The following is a 19230-nucleotide window of genomic DNA, read 5'->3' as shown; positions in this document are numbered from 1 at the left end:
CGCGGGTCGATCCGCGGGTCGATCCGCTCCGAATGGGGAGTGTTACAGGCTGGTTCGGGTGGGTCTTGCTCCCCAAATCGGTTTGGGGAGGCCTTGACGGCGCTAATGCTGGGCGGACTCGCCACCGACACGGCCTACCAAGTTGCCGCGTACTTCCGACTCAGGACACTAGATCGGGGCTGAGCCCCCGATCGGAGGTTAGAGACGGCGAGCCAGGTGGGCGGTGATTTGGGCGTCGATCTCGACGGTTTCGGGGAGGGCCTCGAGGGTTCGGCGGAAGACCTCGTCCCGGTCGGCGGGTGGGAGGATCACGTACGCCGAGACTGTCGACAGCTGTCCGATGTAGTCGTGGGCGCTCATCGTCAGGCGCCGTTCGATCACAGACTGCTGGACATCGGTGAACCACTCGGACTGCTCGAGCTCGGTGCCGGGCCACTGCATCGGACGATCCGCCGGTGTGCCGTCGGGCGATGGGACGCCGTCCTCCTCCAGGTACGGCGCACGTGCGGCGCGCGCGGCCTCCTGGAGGGACGGGTCGGCTAGCCCGATCGGTACGCCGAACGAAGTGAAGACGCCGCCCGGCTGGACGAGCGAGGCCATCCGCTCCCACCGGCCTTCAGGGTTGGTCCAGTGGAGCGCGGCGGCTGAATACACCAGCTCGTACGACGTATCCAGCGGCAGGTCCTCGAATGCGGCCTGCACGGTGGTGACGCCGGCGGGCAGGTGTTTGCGCAGCTCCGCGAGCATGGCCGCGTCCGGGTCTGTCGCCGTGACCGCGATCCCGCCCTGCGCGAGCAGGCGCGTTGCCTTGCCGGTCCCGGCGCCGATCTCTAGGGCGGTCAGGATCGGCGCACCGGCGTACGCCGTGATCAGATCGAGGAGTTCGACGGGGTACCCGGGCCGGTACCGCTCGTACGCCTCAGCCACCGACCCGAAGCTCAGCGCACGCGCAACCATGTCGGCATCCTGACACCTTCCAGACCCTCGGCGCCTGTCAATTTCGGGATGCCCACGTTCAGGTGCTGGCCGGTGGGAGTGTGTTGAGAACCGCCGCGAGGCTCTGTGGGTCACGACGAGCAATGTTGTGGCCAACGGGAATTTCGTGAACCTGCCAGGCTGAGTCGTTGCGTAGGCGTTCGGTCAGGGCCAAGAAAGGGCTGCCCGGCCAAGCGCCACCGCTGATGAACGTACGGCGGGGTGCGTCGCTCGGGCTGGCGCCGAGCCTGATCGACTGGACGAAGCTTGGGAGCGGGTGCGGTCGCGCGCGAGGGTCAAGCCCATCGGGTACTGCGACCCATCGACCGTCGGCGCGGGAACCGGCTATGAACAACTCACGGAAGCTGTCGCTGGTCAAAGACCAGCACGAATCCCCGTCGTCCGGGACATACGCGTCGATGAATACGAGCTGACCGAGGCGCTCACCGATCCGGTCCGCGACACCGGCGATCACCATCCCACCGTAGCTGTGCCCGCACAACGCGAGAGGCGTTTCGTGGCTACGGGCAACGATCTCGGCGACCTGGTCGATGTGGTCGTCGAGGTTCGGCGGTCGGTCTACATCGACCGGGCCGTCCAACTCCAGCCCTGACAGGGTCACCGCCTCGACGTGATGACCGTTCCGACGCAGCTCGGCGGCCACCGCGTCGAACACCCACCCGCCTTGCCACCCACCCGGCACCATCACAAACTCCACCGCGCCATCCTAGGCCAGCCAGCCCGACGACCGCCCACCCTCGGTTCGCCACCACCGGCTTTCGCTGTGGCAGGATTGTGTTTGTGAATGCGCTCGACGTGACGCCTGAACAGGCGAGCCGCGGTCGAGCCGTTCGGGACGCTGACCTGCCCATGCTCGCGGCTCACTGGCTGGTTGAGGGCTACGACTCTCCCTTGCTACGCGAGCTGGCCGGCCTCACCCGCCGCCAGTCGACCGAGGCGCGGCAAATGTTCGAGGCGGTGCTCGCCGAGCTCGGGCATCCTGTGCTGGTCATCAACAACCCGTACGACGAACTTCCTTGGCGCGGCCATTGGGAGCACATCTGCTGGGCTGTCGACCAAATGGACAAGACACACACCGCGTACGCGTCGGCGCAACGTGTCCTGGAAGTCCTGTCCGATGTGCCTGACCTGTGGGACCCGGGACGCGGCACGGATCTGGTGAACTTGCTGGATCAGTGGAACGAACACCGAGACCGGCGCAACGAACTGACCGACCTCATCAGATCCCACCTCCAGTCCCTCCGCGAGAGCGACGTTCCGCCCCGAGCGTGACATGCGGCTTCCGTCGCCTGATGGACGGGCTCAGTAGTTCCAGGCGGCTAGTTGGTGGTGGGCGGCGTCGTGGATTATCAGTTGGCCGTGGCGGGTGGGGACGTCGAAGATCAGCCAGCCGGTGGTTTGTTCGCCTTGGTTGAGGATTGCTGCTTCCAGGGGAGGGTCGAAGGTCGTTGAGGTGACTATCGCGTCGCCGGTGTAGGTGCGGCCGGCGACCAGGGCGGTGATCTCGGTGAGGTCCTGCTGGTCGATCAGGGCGTGCAGCTTCACGTACGCGCCTAGGTACAGGCCGTGTTCCGGGTGGTCGACATCGTCGCCAGGACTGAACTTCAGGCGCGCGACGGTGACCTCCAACTGGGCGGCGCCGGAACCGTCGTACACCGTGACCGTGTCGCCGATCTTTCCGATCGAAGCCGCCCATAGCGTGGCGGGCTCGAAGTGCACGGTTCCGCCGAGGTCGTCGACGACTGTCTGGACGGTCTGCCGCTTGCCTGCCAAGGAGACGGTGCACGGGATCTTCCCACCGACCTCGACGATGCGTATGGGCGCCGTACCGCAGTCGATCGCGGCACCCGCTGCCTGTGCCGGAAGCCTGGACTTGATCTCGCTGACGAGCTTTCCGGTGTCGATGAGCGCCTTGGCCGGTTTGAGTTCGTAGGTGTATTCGCGGCCGCTCACGTGGCTCAAAGTCACGGTCACCGGCAGTTGCGTGCCCGCCACATCGGCTGTGCAGGTGAAGGTCGCGCCCTCGGCGACCTTGACGTCCTTGGGGCAGGCGACGGTTCCGACCTGCACACCGGGCACGTGCTCATGCAGGTACGTCGCGACTTCCGAAGCGGTCCGATCCGAATCGACCGTACCGCCCCCGACCGTCACCTCGGCGGAGCACCCGGCCAGCACCACGGCCACTAGCGCCGCGGCCGATCGATGTGAACTGATGACTGCGCGCATGACGACCCCCCGCCATCTCAGATGGGCGGCGGCTCCCCCCGCGTCACGGTCCGCAGTCCTCGCTTTGGACGTTACTCCTCAGCCCACCAAGGAGGAAGGCTGAAGACAGGGGCGCCTCCCAGGCGGGAGGCGCCCCTTGGGTTAGCTGGCTCGGTAGAGGGAGCCGCCGGGGGAGATGGCGATGCTGGTGCGTTGGCCGCCGACGTTGAGGTTGACGATGAACGTCGTACCGACCTGTCGCACGGAGTAGGTGACGGATCCGCTGGATCGGACCGGGACGACGAACGACAGGATCGAGGCCGTCTTGCCGGAGCGGGCCAGCATCAGGGTCGGGGCGGGCTTGCGCACGAAGCTGCTCGGGTACTGCCAGCCCTGGATCGGGTTGGTCTGGGCCCGTTTGACGAGGATCGCGCCAGCCAGCAGCGCCTGCTTGAACGGCACCTGGAACAGGATCGTCTTCGTCGTATCGCCGGGCGCCATCGCGACCGCAGTCGTCCGGGAGACGACGGTCGCGCGCTGATCCGACGGCAGGTGCCACAGCGTCTGGAATGCCTGTACGGTCCTCGCCGACGCACGATCCCACACCACCAGCAGATCCGGACCCTTCAGTGCGAGGACCGAACGAACCCGACTGACCCCGCTCGCCGGCGCATCCGCGAACACGTACGACTCCGCGTTCGCCTTCACCGACGACGCAGTCAGCCGAGTCACCGGATTCAGGTACTTCGACATCGGCGTCGTCAATACACTGTGCGCGCTCGGGCTGACGGCCCACGTGCGATATGCACCGGCGTTGTACGCGGCGTACCCGCCATCGACGATGATGTCCCGCCCGCGTGCCGTGTACGTGATGCTCGTGTGGTCGAGGTGCCCGTGGAACGCCCGTGCCGGACCGTACCTGATGCTGTACGACGACTCGCCCGTGAACCCACGCGCCGGATCGGTTCCCCAACCGGTCCGCCCGAAGACGTACCCGGCCGAGTAGACCCCGACCCGCCACGGCGGCACCGTGCCCGCCGTGCCCCTCGAGCCGGCGAACTCCAACGGCGTGCCTTTCCACGGGTACGTCGCCTGAACCTCGGTGTCACCGAGTTGATGGAGCCTGCCGAGCGAGTTGGTCGCCAGCGTCAGGAACTTGGCCAGCAACGCGCGCCGGGTGGCGATCGTCGTACCGGGGTTGACGCCGCAGTTCTGCATGACGGCGATCGCGCGACCCCAGAGCGAGTAGTTGAAGGATGCGTAGCCGGTGGACTGTTCGTTGGTCGCACCCTGGGCATCGATCGAGGTCGTGATGCCGGCGGCGAATCGTCGCTGTGCAAGGTTCTTGTAGTCGGTCCGGCCGAGCACGCAGCCGACTGCGAACAGCGCGATGCTCTCGTCCGTACCGTGGTTCGACGCGCCGCTCCAGTAGTTCGTCAGGAACCGGGCATGGCTCAGCAGCGCCGCGTTCACCCACGCATACCTGGCCGGCACTGCGGTCACGTGCAGCCCGGTCAGGATCGCCTGGCGCAAGCAGATCAGCACGTTGGTGCGGTGCATGGTGGACTCCCACGCACCGACGTTCGCCTTCCACGAGTACGGGTTGTCGCGGTACCAGTCGTACGCGATCGTGTTGACCCGGGTCAGCGCGGTCAGATTACCCTTGCCCGCGGCAACGATTCCCTGTCCGAGCCAGCGCAGCGAGTGGAACCACATGTACCAACTGGCGTTCTTGTACGGGTTTGCCGCCCAGTTGATGTTGCCGCTGCCGTTGCCGACCTTGTACGCCGGATACGGGCCCCAGGCAAACTTGTCGCCGTACAGGTTCGCCAACGGGTTCGTCTTCTCGATCCCACTGAACCCCGGGCACGCGTAGAACGGTGCCGCGAGCGCCTGGATCTGGTTGGTGTTCTTACCGATGTCCGTCGCCGGCGCGGCCGTCGGTGGTACGACGTTGCTCTGGCCCGGCACGAACTCGGACCCGCCTGGATCGTCCGGTCCTGGGACGATCTCAAGACCGGGACCTTCTCCCGATGCACGGGTGTCTCCTGCAGCCGTTCCCGCCCCCAGAACCAGAACAGCGATTCCCACGGCCACAACGGCCGTACCCCTGAATCGCATGAAGTTGTGCCTTTCCCCACCGTCCCCGCATACCGGCGACGGTCTCCTGACCGGACGGGCGCACCAGCAGTACGCCGTACCTCGGGCGGCCCGCGAAGTTCGCGAGGGCGGTCAGCTCACCGAGGTTTGATTACCCCTGTCTGCCTCGATGCGGAAACCCTGCGGAAAGTTGCGTTTCCGCAGCACAGCAAAGCGCCAGGACCCCGGAGAGGTCCTGGCGCTCGGTTTGTTGGTTCAGCCCATGGTTTTCTGGCCGTCGATCGTTTCCCGGATGATGTCGGCGTGGCCGGCGTGCTGCGCGGTCTCGGCCGCGATGTGCAGGAACACCCGGCGGCCGGTCCAGAACACACCCGGCGGCTGCCAGGGCGCGGCCGGGAGCTCGAAGCTGGTGTCCAGGTCGAGGGTGCGGACGAGTTCGTCGGTGCCGGCGGCGACCTTCTCGTACTCCGCGAGTACATCGGTGAGCGTCTCGCCGTCGACCAGGCGGAACTCGTCCTGCCGGGCGGCGATCATCTCCGGGGTGAACTCGGTGATCGGCTCAGTGGAAGCCTTGCCCTGAGCGAACTCGGCCCAGTGCCGCTCGACCGACGTCACGTGCTTGATCAGGCCGCCGACCGTCAGTTCGCTGACGGTGGGGCGGGCGCTCGCCTGCTCGTCGGTGAGGCCCTGGGCAGTGTGCCGCAGGAAGAACCGGTGTTTTCCGAGAAGGTCCAGGATGTCGGCCCGCTCTCCGGACACGGTCTGCTCGTTTGTCGTCATGCTCCGACTCTAAACGCGATAGCGGCCAGCTTCTGTCCTCTACAGAGATTCACGGCTATGACGTCGAGCCCTCCTCGGCCGGGTGTTCGGCGACTAGCTTGGCGGAGGGGCGGCGACCGGGCCGACCCCGTTGCGGACCAAGGGGGTTCACGTGGGAACGATCACGACCAACGACGGTACGGAGATCTTCTACAAGGACTGGGGGACGGGCCAGCCGATCGTCTTCAGTCACGGCTGGCCGCTGTCGGCCGACGACTGGGACAACCAGCTGCTGTTCTTCCTGTCGAAGGGGTACCGCGTCGTCGCGCACGACCGCCGCGGACACGGCCGGTCGACGCAGACCGGTGACGGACACGACATGGACCACTACGCAGACGACCTGAAGGCGGTCGTCGACCACCTCGACCTGCGCGACTGCATCCACGTCGGCCACTCGACCGGCGGCGGCGAAGTCGTGCACTACCTGGCCCGGCACGGTGAGGACCGGGCCGCCAAGGCCGCGCTGCTCTGCGCGGTCCCGCCGCTGATGGTGCAGACCGACGCGAACCCGGAGGGCCTGCCGAAGGCGGTCTTCGACGACCTCCAGGCGCAGCTCGCGGCGAACCGGTCGGCCTTCTACCGCGCGCTCCCGGAAGGGCCGTTCTACGGCTTCAACCGGCCAGGCGCCGTACCCGTCGAAGCGATCATCGCGAACTGGTGGCGCCAAGGCATGATGGGCGGCGCGAAGGCGCACTACGACGGAATCGTCGCGTTCTCGCAGACCGACTTCACCGCGGACCTGCGGACGATCACCGTCCCGGTGCTGGTGGTGCACAGCGAGGACGACCAGATCGTGCCGTACGCCGATGCCGGCCCGAAGTCGGCCGCGCTGCTCAAGAACGGGGTCCTGAAGACCTACAAGGACCTCCCGCACGGCCTGCCCACGACGCACGCCGACGTGGTCAACGCCGATCTCCTCGAGTTCTTCCAGTCGTAACTGTCCGGCTTCGTCACGCATCAGCGCGCCCTCCCGGCGACAGCCGCCTGACGAAAGGCCCCATCGATGCATCACCACAGAACACGTTTTCTGGCAGCCGTCGGCGCCGTCCTCGGCGTCCTGCTCGCAGCCGTGACACCCGCCGCCGCGACGTACCCGAGCGGCCCGAAGCCCACGATCGTGCTGGTCCACGGCGCGTGGGCGGACGGATCGAGTTGGCAGAACGTCACCAACCGGCTGCTGGACGACGGCTACCAGGTCCGGGTCCCACCGAACCCGTTGCGCAACCTGCAGACCGATGCAGCAACGATCAGCGATTTCCTGTCCACGCTTTCCGGGCCGATCGTGCTCGTCGGTCATTCGTACGGCGGTGCCGTGATCACCAACGCCGCCATCGGGAACGCGAACGTCGAGGCGCTCGTGTACGTGGACGCCTTCGCTCCGGCGGCCGGTGAGACCATCCTCCCGCTGGTCGGCGCGGACTCGGCCCTGGCCGTGCCCGATCCCACCACCGTCTTCGACCTCGTCCCGTACCCGGGCGCGCCGGCCGGGGACGTCGACCTCTACCTCAAGCACGACACGTTCGTGACGTCGTTCGCGTCCGGGCTGCCGCGCAGCCGGTCCGAGCGGCTCTACCCGTCGCAGCGGCCGCTCACCTTCAGCGCCGGCAACATCCCGTCCGGTCCGCCGGCCTGGGCCTCGATCAGGTCCTGGTACGTGCTCGGCACCCGCGACCTCATCATCACCCCGGCCGCGCAGAACTTCATGGCCACCCGGGCCAACTCCGTCATCACGCGAATCCCCACCGGTCACCTCGGCCTGATCTCCGACCCCGGTCCGATCACCCGAGTCATCGAAACCGCCGCCCGCACGACCGGGTGACCTGACCCTGACGGCTTGCGTACAACGGTACGCAAGCCGTCACCACCGGTTTCGAGGTGTTGTGCGACCCCGGGCTCAGGTGCAGTGTCGAGACGTCCAGACGGGCCGGGAAACTGCCCGGACCGATGGTCGTCCCCGGGGAGGGATCATGGGCAGACCACGCCTCATCGTCGCTTCCGTCGCTGCGTTCGCAGCTGCTCTGTGCGGAGCCGCCGTCGCTGCCTACGCGGCACCGGCCACCGAGGTGACGGTCGGTAGCCCGCCGACGCCGTTCTCGCAGAACAAGCAGAACGAACCTGCCGTCGCAATCGACGCACACGATCCGACGGTGGTGGTGGCAGGGGTGAACGAAGAGATCGACATGGAGTCGTGCGCAGCCGGTAACCCGAGTACATGTCCGTTCACCGACGGCGTCGGTGTGTCCGGGGTGTACTTCTCCTTCGACAGCGGTGGCACCTGGACCCAACCGACGTACACCGGCTGGACCGCACGGAACTGCCTAGGCCCGGCGGCTTGTACCCCGCAGGTCGGCCTGATCGGCACGCTGCCGCACTACTACGAGGCCGGGCTGGTCTCCGACGGTGACCCAGCTGTCGCCTTCGGGCCACGACCTGGCCCGAACGGCACCTTCTCCTGGGCCAACGGCTCCCGGCTGTACTACGCCAACCTGACCTCGAACTTCTCCGCCAGCAGGAAACTGGAGACGTTCCGTGGTGTCGAGGCGATCGCGGTGTCGACCACCGACGACGTCCACGCCGCCGCGGACGGCAACGCCAACGCCTGGACCGCGCCGGTCATCATCTCGAAGCAGTCGTCGACGACCTTCTCCGACAAGGAGCAGATCTACGCCGACAACGCGGCGAGCAGCCGGTTCTTCGGGCACGTGTACACGTGCTGGTCCAGCTTCCGCAGCAACAGTCACGGACAGGCGCTCCCGATTCCGCTGACGGTGGCGCGATCCGCCGACGGCGGCCGCACCTGGATCACGAAGCAGGTCGGACCGGCCGCGAGCAACGGCGTCAACCAGCAGGCCGACGGGTGCGTCGTCCGTACGGAGAGCACCGGCAACGTCTACGTCTTCGGTGTCGGTACGCGCGGTGGCACGAGCTGGCAACTGATGTACAAGTCGACCGACGGTGGCGCGCACTTCGCCGGGCCGACCCTGGTCGCGCCCGTGGTCGAACCCGGTGTCTTCGACCCCGTCGCGGGTCGCCCCGTCATGGACGGGATCGCCGGCGCCCGCGTCGACCTGGCCGGCGGACCGAACGTCGACATCGCGAACGGCAGGCCCACTGGCGCCGGCGCGACCGACGAGCTCTTCATGACCTGGTCGGACGGCCGGGCGGGCCTGAACCACGAGCAACTGATGCTGACCTGGTCGGGCAACGGAGGGACGTCCTGGGCCACGCCGGCTCCGGTCGCCCTGACCACAGGCGATCGGCCGGTCTACACCGCGCCGGCGGTGTCGCCGGACGGCACCGACCTGTACGTCGTACACAACTCGTTCACGACGCCGTACCGCGCCAACACGACGGACCCGCGCGGCCTGGTCGGCGAGGTCCGGCACGCGAACGTGGCGGGCGGCGTACCGTCCGGCTGGACCACGCTCGAACGCGCGCCGGGCGGTGACCCGCGAGGCAGCAGCGCGAACGCGCTGGCCTCGGAGTTCCTCGGCGACTACGTGTACGCCGCCGCGACCAACGACCGCGCCGTCGCGGTCTGGAACGACGCCCACGACGCGGGCGTCTGCGCAGCGATCAACACCTTCCGGGGATCGCTCTACACCGCGACCCCCGGCACGGCGCCGAACGTCCTCGCCGCCTGCCCGGCGACCTTCGGCAACAGCGACATCCTCGGAGGCAGTTACGCGGACCCGACACCGTGATCGTGAGGGCGCCGTCCGAGCGGCGGCGCCCGTACGGTAAAGCATTTGCGAGTCCCCAGGCGCTCCAGCACGCTGATCTCATGACGGGCTTGGTGATCAGGACGTTGCGGGACGACGACCCGGAGATGATCTCGGGGGCGATGGACTCGATCGGCTGGAACAAGCCGGCGTCGCAGTACGAGAGGTACCTGGAGGAGCAGCGAGCCGGGACGCGGGACGTCCTGGTCGCCACGGTCGACAGCGCGTACGCCGGGTACGTCACCGTGCGCTGGGTGTCGCCGTACGAGCCGTTCGACGGGATTCCCGAGGTCCAGGACTTCAACGTGCTGCCGACGTTCCGGCGGCGCGGGATTGGGAGCGCGCTGATGGACGCAGCCGAGGCGCTCGTGGCCGAACGCTCCCCGGTCGTGGGGATCGGGGTCGGGCTGTACCCGGACTACGGGCAGGCGCAGCGCATGTACGTCCGCCGCGGCTACCTCCCCGACGGCCGCGGGCTGATCTACGACGGCCGGCAGGTGCCGCCGATGGAGACGATCCGCAACGACGACAGCGCGACGCTCATGTTCACCAAGCAACTGCGGTAGCGTCGAGGACGTGCGAGCCATCCAGTACTCCGTGACCGGTGAGCCCGATGTCCTGACCCTTGTGGACAGGCCGACGACCGAGGTCGGTCCCGGAGAGGTCCGGGTGCGGATCCACCGATCGGGCGTCAATCCGACCGACTGGAAGTCACGCCGCGGCAGCGAGGCCGGTACGCCGGTGCACCCGGCGCAGGTGCCCAACCACGACGGATCCGGTGTCGTCGACGCCGTCGGTCAGGGCGTCGACGCGGACCTCACCGGTCGCCGCGTCTGGCTCTGGCAGGCGGCGTACCAACGGCCTTCGGGAGGTACGGCGCAGGAGTACGCCGTGGTCCCGGTCCGCCACGTGGTGCCGCTGCCCGACAACGCGTCGTACGACCTCGGCGCCGCGCTCGGCGTACCGTTCCTGACTGCTCATCGGTGCCTGACCGTGACCGAGGACGGCCCTGATCGCCTCGGACCAGGCAAGCTTGCCGGCCGCACCGTGCTGGTGGCCGGCGGCGCGGGAGCGGTCGGCAACGCGGCGATTCAGCTGGCCCGGTGGTCCGACGCGACGGTGATCACCACCGTAAGCGGTCCGGAGAAGGGCAATCTGGCCGGGCTGGCGGGCGCCGACCACGTCATCGACTACAAGCAGCAGGACGTGGTCGCGGAGGTACGCGCGATCGCACCTCACGGCGTGCACACGATCGTCGAGGTGTCGCCGGCGGCGAACGCGGCCATCGACGCCGCGGTGATCGCGCCGCACGGCTCGGTGTCCGTCTACGCGACCGACGGCGGCGGGACGATGGAACTTCCGGTACGGGCGTCGATGGTGCCCAACGCCCGCTGGCAGTTCGTCCTGCTCTACACGGCTCCGGAATCCTGGCGCCCGCGCGCCCTGGCCGACATCTCGGCCGCGGTCGAGGCCGGCGCCATCCGCATCGGCCCCGACGCCGGCCTCCCGCTGCACCACTACCCGCTGGACCGGGCCGCAGCCGCCCACGCCGCCGTAGAGGAAGCCGTCACCGGCAAGGTCCTCATCGACGTCATCCCCAACTGAGCCACACCCCCTACTCCCCTCCTTCTCCCGCCCCACCCCCTCCCGCCCAACTCCCTCCTGCCCAACTCCCTCCTGCCCAACTCCCTCCTGCCCAACTCCCTCCTGCCCAACTCCCTCCCGCCCAACTCCCTCCCGCCCAACTCCCCTCCCGCTCTACTCCCCTCCCGCTCTACTCCCCTCCCGCTCTACTCCCCTCCCGGCCTACCCCCCTCCCGCCCTCCCCCCTATCCCCTCGTTCTCCCGCTCTACCCAGCGAGGGCGGCCAGGCGTTGCTGGAGTGCTGCCGCGCAGCGGCATGCCGGGTCGTCCGTGCAGAGAAGGGCGGTGGGGTCGGCTTCGACGAGCTGACGGGTAGCTGCCAACACCGCCTGCTTGGGGATTCGCCGGACGCGGGCGTTTCCGATCCGGATTTCCTTGGTCGCGGAACGCAGTACCGGCTCGATGAGGTCGAAGTGGTGGCTTTCGCCGGCGATGTTGGGGAGCTCCACCCACAGGCCGTCGGCGGATCTCGCGTACCGGTAGAAGCGCGAGCGGCCGAGGTACTGCTCGGCGAGGTGGATCGTGGTGTTCGAGGTGTGGGTGACGCCGAGCAGCAGGACGTCGCCGTCGAGCGCCTCGATCGGGCCGAGCGGCCAGTCGGGGCGCTGCGCTTCCAGGAGGCGTTCGGCCGCGGGTCCGGCGGCCTGGTAGGCAAACAGCGGATGCTCGGTGCGGAACGGCGAGCAGGTGAGACGGAAAGTTTCCGGAATCGTTCCGAGCCAGCGGTCGATCGGGAGGTCGGCGCGGAAACTGGTTGCCTGCGACAACCGATTGTCGAAGTCCGGCCAGTCCTCCGCGTTCCAGTACGCGTTGTGCGGCCGGACCAGTCCGGGCGGCGCCGGGATACCAGTCAGATCCCACGTCCCGGCCGGCATCAGCACGGTCCCGCACACCTCGGTCAGCGCCGAGCAAACGGCCTCCGCGCCACCGTCGACGTACCCGAACGAACTCAGCGAGGAGTGCACGATCACCTCGGACGCCCGGTCGAGCCCGAGCTTCCGCAGCCCGTCGACGAGGTCAGCCCTGGTCACAACTTCTGCTGCGCGCATCCCAGCAATATCCCACCTGCACAGGCATGTCGCCTGCCATTTTCGGCGATGGCACACGGGGGGCGGGCGTCCCCCATCCAAACTCGAAGAGGCGCGACTGGAGACAGGCGCCGGTGGCCGTGAACAGGAAATAACAGGTCACCACCCACCACTTCCTGTCTCCACCCACCACCTAACCACCCCAGCACGCGTCCCGAACGGCCGGAGAACTTAGCAGGCTTGGAACTGCCCGGTCTGTTGGTAGGTGGTGTGGAGGCGTAGGACCAGCTCGGTCGGGGGATGGAGTGGGGTTGGGGGTGTGGGGAAGAATGCGGCTTCCAGTACTTCGTTTTCCGCTGGCCGGAGGGTGCCGGTCCAGTGGCGGGTTTCGAAGCAGAGCGCGAAGCACTGGACAACATCGCCGTTCGGGTAGGTCAGCGTGTGTACGTCGGCGCGCGACAGGCTCGCGAACGGGATCAGGTCCTCCTCCGCGACGATCAGCCCGGTCTCCTCGGTGAACTCGCGCGCCGCCGTACTGCGGAAGCTGTCACCTGGTTCCGCCCCGCCCGCAGGCAGTTCCCACAGGCCGGAGTCGCGACTCCTCTGGAACAGGATGCGATCGGCGGCATCCATCGCGAGGACCTGTGCGCCGGGCAGCAACAGCAGGCGGGAGCCGACGTCGCGACGGAGCTGGGCAAGGTAGGAGTCCACGGATGAGAGGGTAGGGCCGTGGACTGGGTGAGGCGGCGGGCGGGATCCCTTCTGGGGTTGGGTTTGATCGGCGGGCTGGTGTGGACGACGGTCGTCACGTCGTCGATGCCCGGCTGGTACGCACCGGGTGAGGACTGCGCGCGCAAGGTCGGCGCAGGGGATGCGGTCGCGCGTACGAGTTGGTTCCCGCCGTCGGCGAGTTGCGTGTCCGGCGACGAGGTCCGCCAGTACATGTCGACCACCCGCTCCGTGGTCCTGTCCGTCGTCGGTGTACTGCTGCTGATCCTGATCGCGACCGGCCTGATCCTGACCGTACGGCGACTGAGCGGCGAGCCCGGCCCGATCAGGACCGACGGCGACATCAAGCGCCGGCGGCGGTCCCACCTGCTGTTCGGGGCACTGGACATGGGTGTCGCGTTCGCGTTCGTCACGTTCCTGAACGCGTTCGCGATCGTGTTCGGCGGACTACCCGGCGGCATCCTGTTCATCCTCACCGCACTCGTCGGCCTGAGCGCGTTCGGGACAGTGCTCGACCGGCACATGGGTCCGCTGCCGAGCAGCGCGCTCGACTCACGCCGTCGCGGCACGGTCGCGGGCCTCGCGACGTTCGGCATCGTCTTCGCCGCGACCGCCGTCTCCGGCCAGCTCCCCTTCTTCCGCTTCTGGGCAGTCCCCCTCGGTGCCATCGGGTACGCCGTCATCGCCGCCGCCCAATGGTCCCGCGCCACACGCCCCGCCGAAATCGCTACGGACTGACCACGCCGCGCATCCGCTCCCGGGCGGTTCTGTCCACTACTGTGGAGTCCAACGTTGACAGGGATCTTTCCGCCGGAGATCGTGAGTACAAGGGGCTGGTCGTCATGGCGGATTCGGTTGCGTATCCGGTGCATGTGAACGCTGCGTTGGATCCGAAGCCGTCCAGGTGGTTGTGGCTGGTGAAGTGGATCCTGGTGATCCCGCACTACATCGCGTTGTTCTTCCTGTGGATCGGCTTCCTGGTCGCCTCGGTGATCGCCTTCTTCGCGATCCTCTTCACCGAGCGGTATCCACGCGCCATCTTCGACTACAACGTCGGCGTGATGCGCTGGTCGTGGCGCGTGACGTACTACTCCTACGGCGCGCTCGGCACCGACCAGTACCCGCCGTTCACGCTCGCCGAGGTTGAGACGTACCCGACACAGTTCTCGGTGGACTATCCCGAGCGCCTGTCCCGCGGCCTGGTCCTGGTGAAGTGGTGGCTGCTCGCGATCCCGCACTACATCGTCGTCGGCCTCTTCGTCGGCGGCGGCGCGTGGGCCGCCAACCGGTCCGACGACTGGCAGTGGAACCTCGGCGGCGGCCTGGTCGGCGTACTCGTCCTCTTCGCCGCCATCGCGCTCCTCTTCACCGGCAGGTACCCGCGGTCGCTGTTCGACCTGATCATCGGGCTGAACCGCTGGAACCTGCGGGTCTCCGGGTACGCCGCCTTGATGACCGATGTCTACCCGCCGTTCCGCCTCGACCTCGGCGGCAACGACCCGGTCGTCGCCGCCCCACCCGCCGAGGTCCCGCCCACTGAAGGCGCCTGATCAGCAAGGCCAGCCAGGCTCGATGTTCTGGTTCAGGTGGAACACGTTCTCCGGGTCGTACTGACACTTCACCCGCGCCAGCCGCTGATAGTTCTCCTCACCGAATCCCGCGATCACCCTGTTCTGTCCCTCGTTGCCGATGAAGTTCAGGTACACGTACCCGGTCGCCCACTCGGCCAGGTCCGAGCACACGTCCCGCGCCCACCGGATCCCGCGCGCGTCGTCGGCCGGATCGGACCACAGCCCGAACGGGTGCACCACCCACGCCGCCTGGCGATGCGGCTGCGGCCACTTGTCCGCACCTCGTTGTACGGCGCCACCCCACGGCACGATCACCTGTTGCGAAGGTGACGGCGAGATCATGTCGACGGACCGGCCGGCGAACGCGTCGACCGCGGGATCGGGGAACGACGCCAGGTGTTCCGCGGACCAGTAGTTCCGGAATCCCGGCGGATCGTCGAGCGCCGATTGAATGTCGGCGTACGGCATCTCCGCGACCAGCTCAGCCTCCGGCTCCAGCGCGAACAGCGGGGCGAACACGTCGCGCATTTCCGCCTCGCTGCCGGCGTACACCGCCGCTGCACCCGCGATCAGCTGCCCCTGCAGGTGCGCCGGCACGAACTCTTCCGGCGGCCCGGTCAGGTAGATCACGCCGCCGCCGAGTTCCTCGGGCGCACCCGAGTCGATCAGATCCCGGTACGCGCGCAGCACCGTGGGCCCTGTCGACGCCGGCCACATCAGCAGTGCCAACGTTGTCGTGGGCAACTGCTGGAGGTGGAAGGTCAGCGACGTCGCGACCCCGAAGTTCCCGCCGCCGCCGTGCAGCGCCCAGAACAGCTCGGTGTTCTTCGTCTCGTCCGCGATCAGCAGCCGTCCGTCCGCGGTGACGAGCTCGACCGAGATCAGCGCGTCACAGGCGAGCCCGAACTTCCGTTCCAGCCAGCCAGAACCGCCGCCGAGCGTCAGGCCCGCGACCCCGGTCGTCGACGCCCGCCCACCGGTCGTTGCCAGCAGGTACTTCTGGCAGGCCCGATCGACGTCGCCCCAGGTCGCGCCGCCGCCGACCCGCGCGATCCGGGCGAACGGATCGACCTGAACACTGTTCATCCGGCGCAGGTCAACGACCAGGCCGCCGTCGGTGACCGCGGTACCGGCCACCCCGTGACCGCCGCCGCGGACCGCGATCTCCAACCCCTGATCGGTGCCGTACCGCACCGCCGCCTGGACGTCGCCGACCGACTCGCACTGGGCGATCAGCGCGGGCCGCTTGTCGATCATCCCGTTGAAGACTGTGCGCGCCTCGTCGTACGCGGCGTCGGTGTCCCGCAGCAACTGGCCCCCGAAGCCCTGTGGACGCAGCTGTTCGGTGGTTTCGGACATGGTGGATCTCCCCCTCGCTCACTCCCCCAGGCGATCCACCGATCGTCCATCGCGCCCCGCCCGCGGTCAACGCCCGGCCGATTACCGCGCGATCACACGATCGGCTGTCCACCAAGGGCTTTCACGCGATCACGCCCCGAGATGATCTGGGCTCACCCGCCGTACGTCGGTAGTGTTCGAGCTGTGACTGATGCGGCGGTGATCGGTGGGGTGGGTCAGGTCCTGACCGAGGACGAGGTGACGGCGTTCGTCGGCGGAGTCCTGGCCGGCGCGGGCCTGGAGGGACGCAGCGTCTGCGTGATCGTCCCGGACGCGACCCGCAGCTGCCCGCTTCCCTTGCTGCTGAAGGCAGTCACGGATGCCTTGAAGGACAGCCAGGTCACGATCCTGGTTGCCCTGGGCACTCATGCGGAGATGACGCCCGAGCAGCTCCGCGAGCACCTCGGCGGCGACTACCCGAACGTGATCAACCACGAGTGGTGGAAGCCCGACACGTTCGCCGACCTCGGCACGATCGGGCCCGACCGGGTCGGGGAGATCTCGGACGAGATGCTCCGCGACGAGGTCCCGGTCCGGCTCAACCGCGCCGTCGTCGAGCACGACGTGGCCCTGGTCGTCGGGCCGGTCTTCCCGCACGAGGTGGTCGGCTTCTCCGGCGGCAACAAGTACTTCTTCCCCGGTGTCGCGGGGCAGGAGGTCATCGACTTCTCGCACTGGCTCGGTGCCCTGATCACCAGCGCGAACATCATCGGTACGCCGGGACTCACCCCGGTCCGCGCGCTGATCGACGAGGCCGCCGCGCTCATCCCGGCCGAGAAGCTCGCACTGTCGGTGGTCGCCCAGTCCGGGACGGACGCGCTGCACGCGGTCGCGTTCGGCGACACGATCTCGTCCTGGCAGGCGGCCGCCGAGATCTCCGCGCAGACCCACGTGCGCTACCTGGAGCATCCGATCCGGCGGGTCGTCTCGGTGATGCCACCGAAGTACGCCGACATCTGGACCGCGGCCAAGGGCTTCTACAAGGTCGAGCCGATCGTCGCGGACGGCGGCGAGGTGATCCTCTACGCGCCGCACGTCACCCAACTGGCCGCGATGCACCCCGAGATCGAGGAGATCGGCTACCACTGCCGCGACTACTTCGTCGGCCAGTGGGACAAGTTCCGCGACCTGCACTGGGGCGTCCTCGCGCACTCCACGCACCTGCGCGGCGCGGGCACCTGGGACCCGGTGAACGGCGAGCACCTCCGCGTCCGGGTCACGCTGGCGACCGGCATCCCGGAGGACGTCGTACGGCGGGCCAACCTCAAGTACCTCGACCCCGCGACCGTCGACCTGGCCGCGTACGAGGCCGACCCGGACACATTCGTCGTACCCAACGCCGGCGAGACCCTCTACCGGCTCAAGCCGTAGGCGGACGCCAGACACTCACCAACCGCTCCGCTCCGGCTCCGAGTCCGCCGGATCACGCTCGCGCCGGCTGCGGTGGGCCGGGTTGATGAGTGGCGCAGGTCCGCGCACCTCTTCCGTCGCAGGGTGACTCGCCGGTAACCTCGGCTGCTATGGCTGAGGTCGTCATCATCGGGTCCGGGTTCGCCGGCCTGTGTATGGGAATCAAGTTGCAGCAGGCCGGCTGTGAGGACTTCGTCATCCTCGAGAAGGCGGACGACCTCGGCGGCACGTGGCGGGACAACACGTATCCCGGGTGCGCCTGCGACATCCCGTCGTACCTGTACTCGTTCTCGTTCGAGCAGAATCCGCGCTGGACGCGGATGTTCGCGCCCTGGGACGAGATCCTCGCGTACCTGCGGCACTGCGCGGACAAGTACGGCATCGCCGGCAAGATCCGGTACGGCGCCGAGGCCACCGAAGCCGTCTTCGACGAGGCGACCGGCCGCTGGACCGTCACGGTCAACGGCGACGAGACGATCGAGACCCAGTCCCTCGTGGCCGGCGTCGGCAGCCTGCACCGGCCGAAGCTCCCGGACATCCCGGGCCTCGACTCGTTCGCGGGTACGACGTTCCACTCGGCCGCCTGGGATCACTCGGTGGACTTGCGCGGCCGGAACGTCGCGGTGATCGGGACCGGCGCGTCGGCGATCCAGTTCGTGCCGCAGATCGCTCCGCAGGTCGCCCAGCTGGACCTGTACCAGCGGACGCCACCGTGGGTGACGCCGAAGCCGGACCGCGCGATCGGCGGCTGGGAGCGCAAGCTGCACGAACGGTTCCCGGCCGGCCAGCGGACGATCCGCAACGTCATCTACTGGGGTCTCGAGGGTCGCGGCGCGGGCTTCGCCGGGAACCCGAAGTTGATGAAAGGCCTTGAACTGCAGGCGAAACGGCACCTGCACAAACAGGTCACCGATCCTGAGCTGCGGACGAAACTGACCCCGGACTACCAGATCGGCTGCAAACGGATCCTGATCTCGAACGACTACTACCCGGCGCTCGCCCGGCCGAACGTCGACGTCGTCACCACCCCGATCACCCGGGTCACCCCGACCGGCGTGGTCACCGCCGACGGCACCGAACGGGCCTGCGACACGATCGTGCTCGGCACCGGGTTCGACGTCTCCGCGAACCTGACCCGGATGCCGATCCTCGGCAAGGACGGCGTCGACCTTGCCGATCACTGGAAACGCAACGGCATCGGCGCGCACCTCGGCATCACGGTCGCCGGGTACCCGAACCTGTTCCTGCTGGTCGGCCCGAACACGGTCCTCGGCCACTCCTCGATGGTCTTCATGATCGAGGCCCAGGTCCGGTACGTGATGCAGGCCCTGCACCTGCTCCGGCAGCGCGACGCGACGTACGTCGAGGTCCGCGAGGAGGTCCAGGAACGGTTCGTGAACGGGATCCAGGGTGAGCTCGGAGACACCGTCTGGCAGTCCGGCTGCACGAGCTGGTACATGGATGCCTCAGGGCGGAACTCGACGATCTGGCCGGAGTGGACGATGTCGTACTGGCGCCGCACCCGGCGGCTCGATCCGGCGGACTTCGCGGTGGTCCACTAAGGGATGACCCGGACTCCTCTAGTAGGAGTCCGGGCGGCTCGGCGTA

General features: G+C 68.1%; 19 protein-coding genes. 11 read left to right on the top strand and 8 right to left on the bottom strand.

The genetic code is table 11. From position 1 onward, the window contains the following. Positions 1–198: 198 nt before the first annotated feature. Positions 199–957 (bottom strand): class I SAM-dependent methyltransferase, encoded by a 759-nt coding sequence (locus ACWF0M_RS31605; protein WP_452239386.1) that lies wholly within the window; start codon positions 955–957, stop codon positions 199–201. Between the two features lie 58 nt (positions 958–1015). Beyond that, positions 1016–1681: an alpha/beta fold hydrolase gene (locus tag ACWF0M_RS31600; RefSeq protein ID WP_452239388.1), complete on the bottom strand. Its 666-nt coding sequence runs from the start codon at positions 1679–1681 to the stop codon at positions 1016–1018. Positions 1682–1776: 95 nt separating this feature from the next. Here ACWF0M_RS31600 and ACWF0M_RS31595 point away from each other — a divergent pair, with 95 nt between their 5' ends. Then, positions 1777–2268, top strand: a complete 492-nt coding sequence (locus ACWF0M_RS31595) for a hypothetical protein (protein ID WP_452239385.1) — start codon at positions 1777–1779, stop codon at positions 2266–2268. Positions 2269–2298: 30 nt separating this feature from the next. On the opposite strand, the gene ACWF0M_RS31590 is transcribed toward ACWF0M_RS31595, so the two are convergent. Together ACWF0M_RS31590 and ACWF0M_RS31585 are read right to left on the bottom strand one after the other, a co-directional pair. Next, positions 2299–3222, bottom strand: a complete 924-nt coding sequence (locus ACWF0M_RS31590; protein ID WP_452239384.1) for a DUF4333 domain-containing protein — start codon at positions 3220–3222, stop codon at positions 2299–2301. A 141-nt stretch (positions 3223–3363) separates the two neighbouring features. Beyond that, positions 3364–5172: a heparinase II/III domain-containing protein gene (locus tag ACWF0M_RS31585; RefSeq protein ID WP_452239383.1), complete on the bottom strand. Its 1809-nt coding sequence runs from the start codon at positions 5170–5172 to the stop codon at positions 3364–3366. A gap of 148 nt (positions 5173–5320) precedes the next feature. Between ACWF0M_RS31585 and ACWF0M_RS31580 the strand changes: the two genes are divergently transcribed. Further along, positions 5321–5452 carry a hypothetical protein gene (locus ACWF0M_RS31580; RefSeq protein ID WP_452239382.1) on the top strand — a complete coding sequence of 44 codons (132 nt, stop codon included), beginning with the start codon at positions 5321–5323 and terminating at the stop codon, positions 5450–5452. Between the two features lie 104 nt (positions 5453–5556). On the opposite strand, the gene ACWF0M_RS31575 is transcribed toward ACWF0M_RS31580, so the two are convergent. Further along, positions 5557–6081 (bottom strand): DinB family protein, encoded by a 525-nt coding sequence (locus tag ACWF0M_RS31575; RefSeq protein WP_452239381.1) that lies wholly within the window; start codon positions 6079–6081, stop codon positions 5557–5559. A gap of 151 nt (positions 6082–6232) precedes the next feature. Here ACWF0M_RS31575 and ACWF0M_RS31570 point away from each other — a divergent pair, with 151 nt between their 5' ends. From ACWF0M_RS31570 to ACWF0M_RS31550, 5 genes are all read left to right on the top strand, one after another. After that, complete coding sequence (locus ACWF0M_RS31570) at positions 6233–7057, top strand: alpha/beta fold hydrolase (protein ID WP_452239380.1); 825 nt, start codon at positions 6233–6235, stop codon at positions 7055–7057. Between the two features lie 66 nt (positions 7058–7123). After that, positions 7124–7939: an alpha/beta fold hydrolase gene (locus tag ACWF0M_RS31565; protein WP_452239379.1), complete on the top strand. Its 816-nt coding sequence runs from the start codon at positions 7124–7126 to the stop codon at positions 7937–7939. Positions 7940–8087: 148 nt separating this feature from the next. Continuing rightward, the gene (locus ACWF0M_RS31560; RefSeq protein WP_452239378.1) at positions 8088–9824 is read left to right on the top strand and encodes a hypothetical protein; all 1737 of its coding nucleotides are present in this window, start codon (positions 8088–8090) and stop codon (positions 9822–9824) included. A gap of 80 nt (positions 9825–9904) precedes the next feature. Then, positions 9905–10408 (top strand): GNAT family N-acetyltransferase, encoded by a 504-nt coding sequence (locus ACWF0M_RS31555; RefSeq protein ID WP_452239377.1) that lies wholly within the window; start codon positions 9905–9907, stop codon positions 10406–10408. A 10-nt stretch (positions 10409–10418) separates the two neighbouring features. Beyond that, a complete protein-coding gene (locus ACWF0M_RS31550; protein WP_452239376.1) occupies positions 10419–11447 on the top strand; it encodes an NADPH:quinone reductase in 1029 nt (342 codons plus the stop codon). Positions 11448–11692: 245 nt separating this feature from the next. On the opposite strand, the gene ACWF0M_RS31545 is transcribed toward ACWF0M_RS31550, so the two are convergent. Together ACWF0M_RS31545 and ACWF0M_RS31540 are read right to left on the bottom strand one after the other, a co-directional pair. Next, positions 11693–12517, bottom strand: a complete 825-nt coding sequence (locus ACWF0M_RS31545) for an AAC(3) family N-acetyltransferase (RefSeq protein WP_452239375.1) — start codon at positions 12515–12517, stop codon at positions 11693–11695. 228 nt (positions 12518–12745) lie between these two features. After that, positions 12746–13225: an NUDIX domain-containing protein gene (locus ACWF0M_RS31540; RefSeq protein ID WP_452239374.1), complete on the bottom strand. Its 480-nt coding sequence runs from the start codon at positions 13223–13225 to the stop codon at positions 12746–12748. 57 nt (positions 13226–13282) lie between these two features. On the opposite strand from ACWF0M_RS31540, the gene ACWF0M_RS31535 reads away from it, so the two are divergent. After that, on the top strand, positions 13283–13981 hold the full coding sequence (locus ACWF0M_RS31535; protein ID WP_452239373.1) for a hypothetical protein: 699 nt from the start codon (positions 13283–13285) through the stop codon (positions 13979–13981). Positions 13982–14085: 104 nt separating this feature from the next. Next, on the top strand, positions 14086–14793 hold the full coding sequence (locus ACWF0M_RS31530) for a DUF4389 domain-containing protein (RefSeq protein WP_452239372.1): 708 nt from the start codon (positions 14086–14088) through the stop codon (positions 14791–14793). Here ACWF0M_RS31530 and ACWF0M_RS31525 read toward each other — a convergent pair whose 3' ends face one another. After that, complete coding sequence (locus ACWF0M_RS31525) at positions 14794–16173, bottom strand: FAD-binding oxidoreductase (RefSeq protein WP_452239371.1); 1380 nt, start codon at positions 16171–16173, stop codon at positions 14794–14796. Between the two features lie 183 nt (positions 16174–16356). Here ACWF0M_RS31525 and ACWF0M_RS31520 point away from each other — a divergent pair, with 183 nt between their 5' ends. Both ACWF0M_RS31520 and ACWF0M_RS31515 read left to right on the top strand, forming a co-directional pair. Then, positions 16357–17583: a lactate racemase domain-containing protein gene (locus ACWF0M_RS31520; protein WP_452239370.1), complete on the top strand. Its 1227-nt coding sequence runs from the start codon at positions 16357–16359 to the stop codon at positions 17581–17583. 149 nt (positions 17584–17732) lie between these two features. Continuing rightward, entirely contained in the window at positions 17733–19184 is a 1452-nt protein-coding gene (locus tag ACWF0M_RS31515) for a flavin-containing monooxygenase (protein ID WP_452239369.1), read from the top strand. Positions 19185–19230: the final 46 nt, after the last annotated feature.

The sequence above is a fragment of the Kribbella sp. NPDC055110 genome (assembly GCF_053607525.1).
The sequence above is the reverse complement of the archived record's forward strand: the minus strand, read 5'-3'. Positions and strand labels throughout refer to the sequence as shown.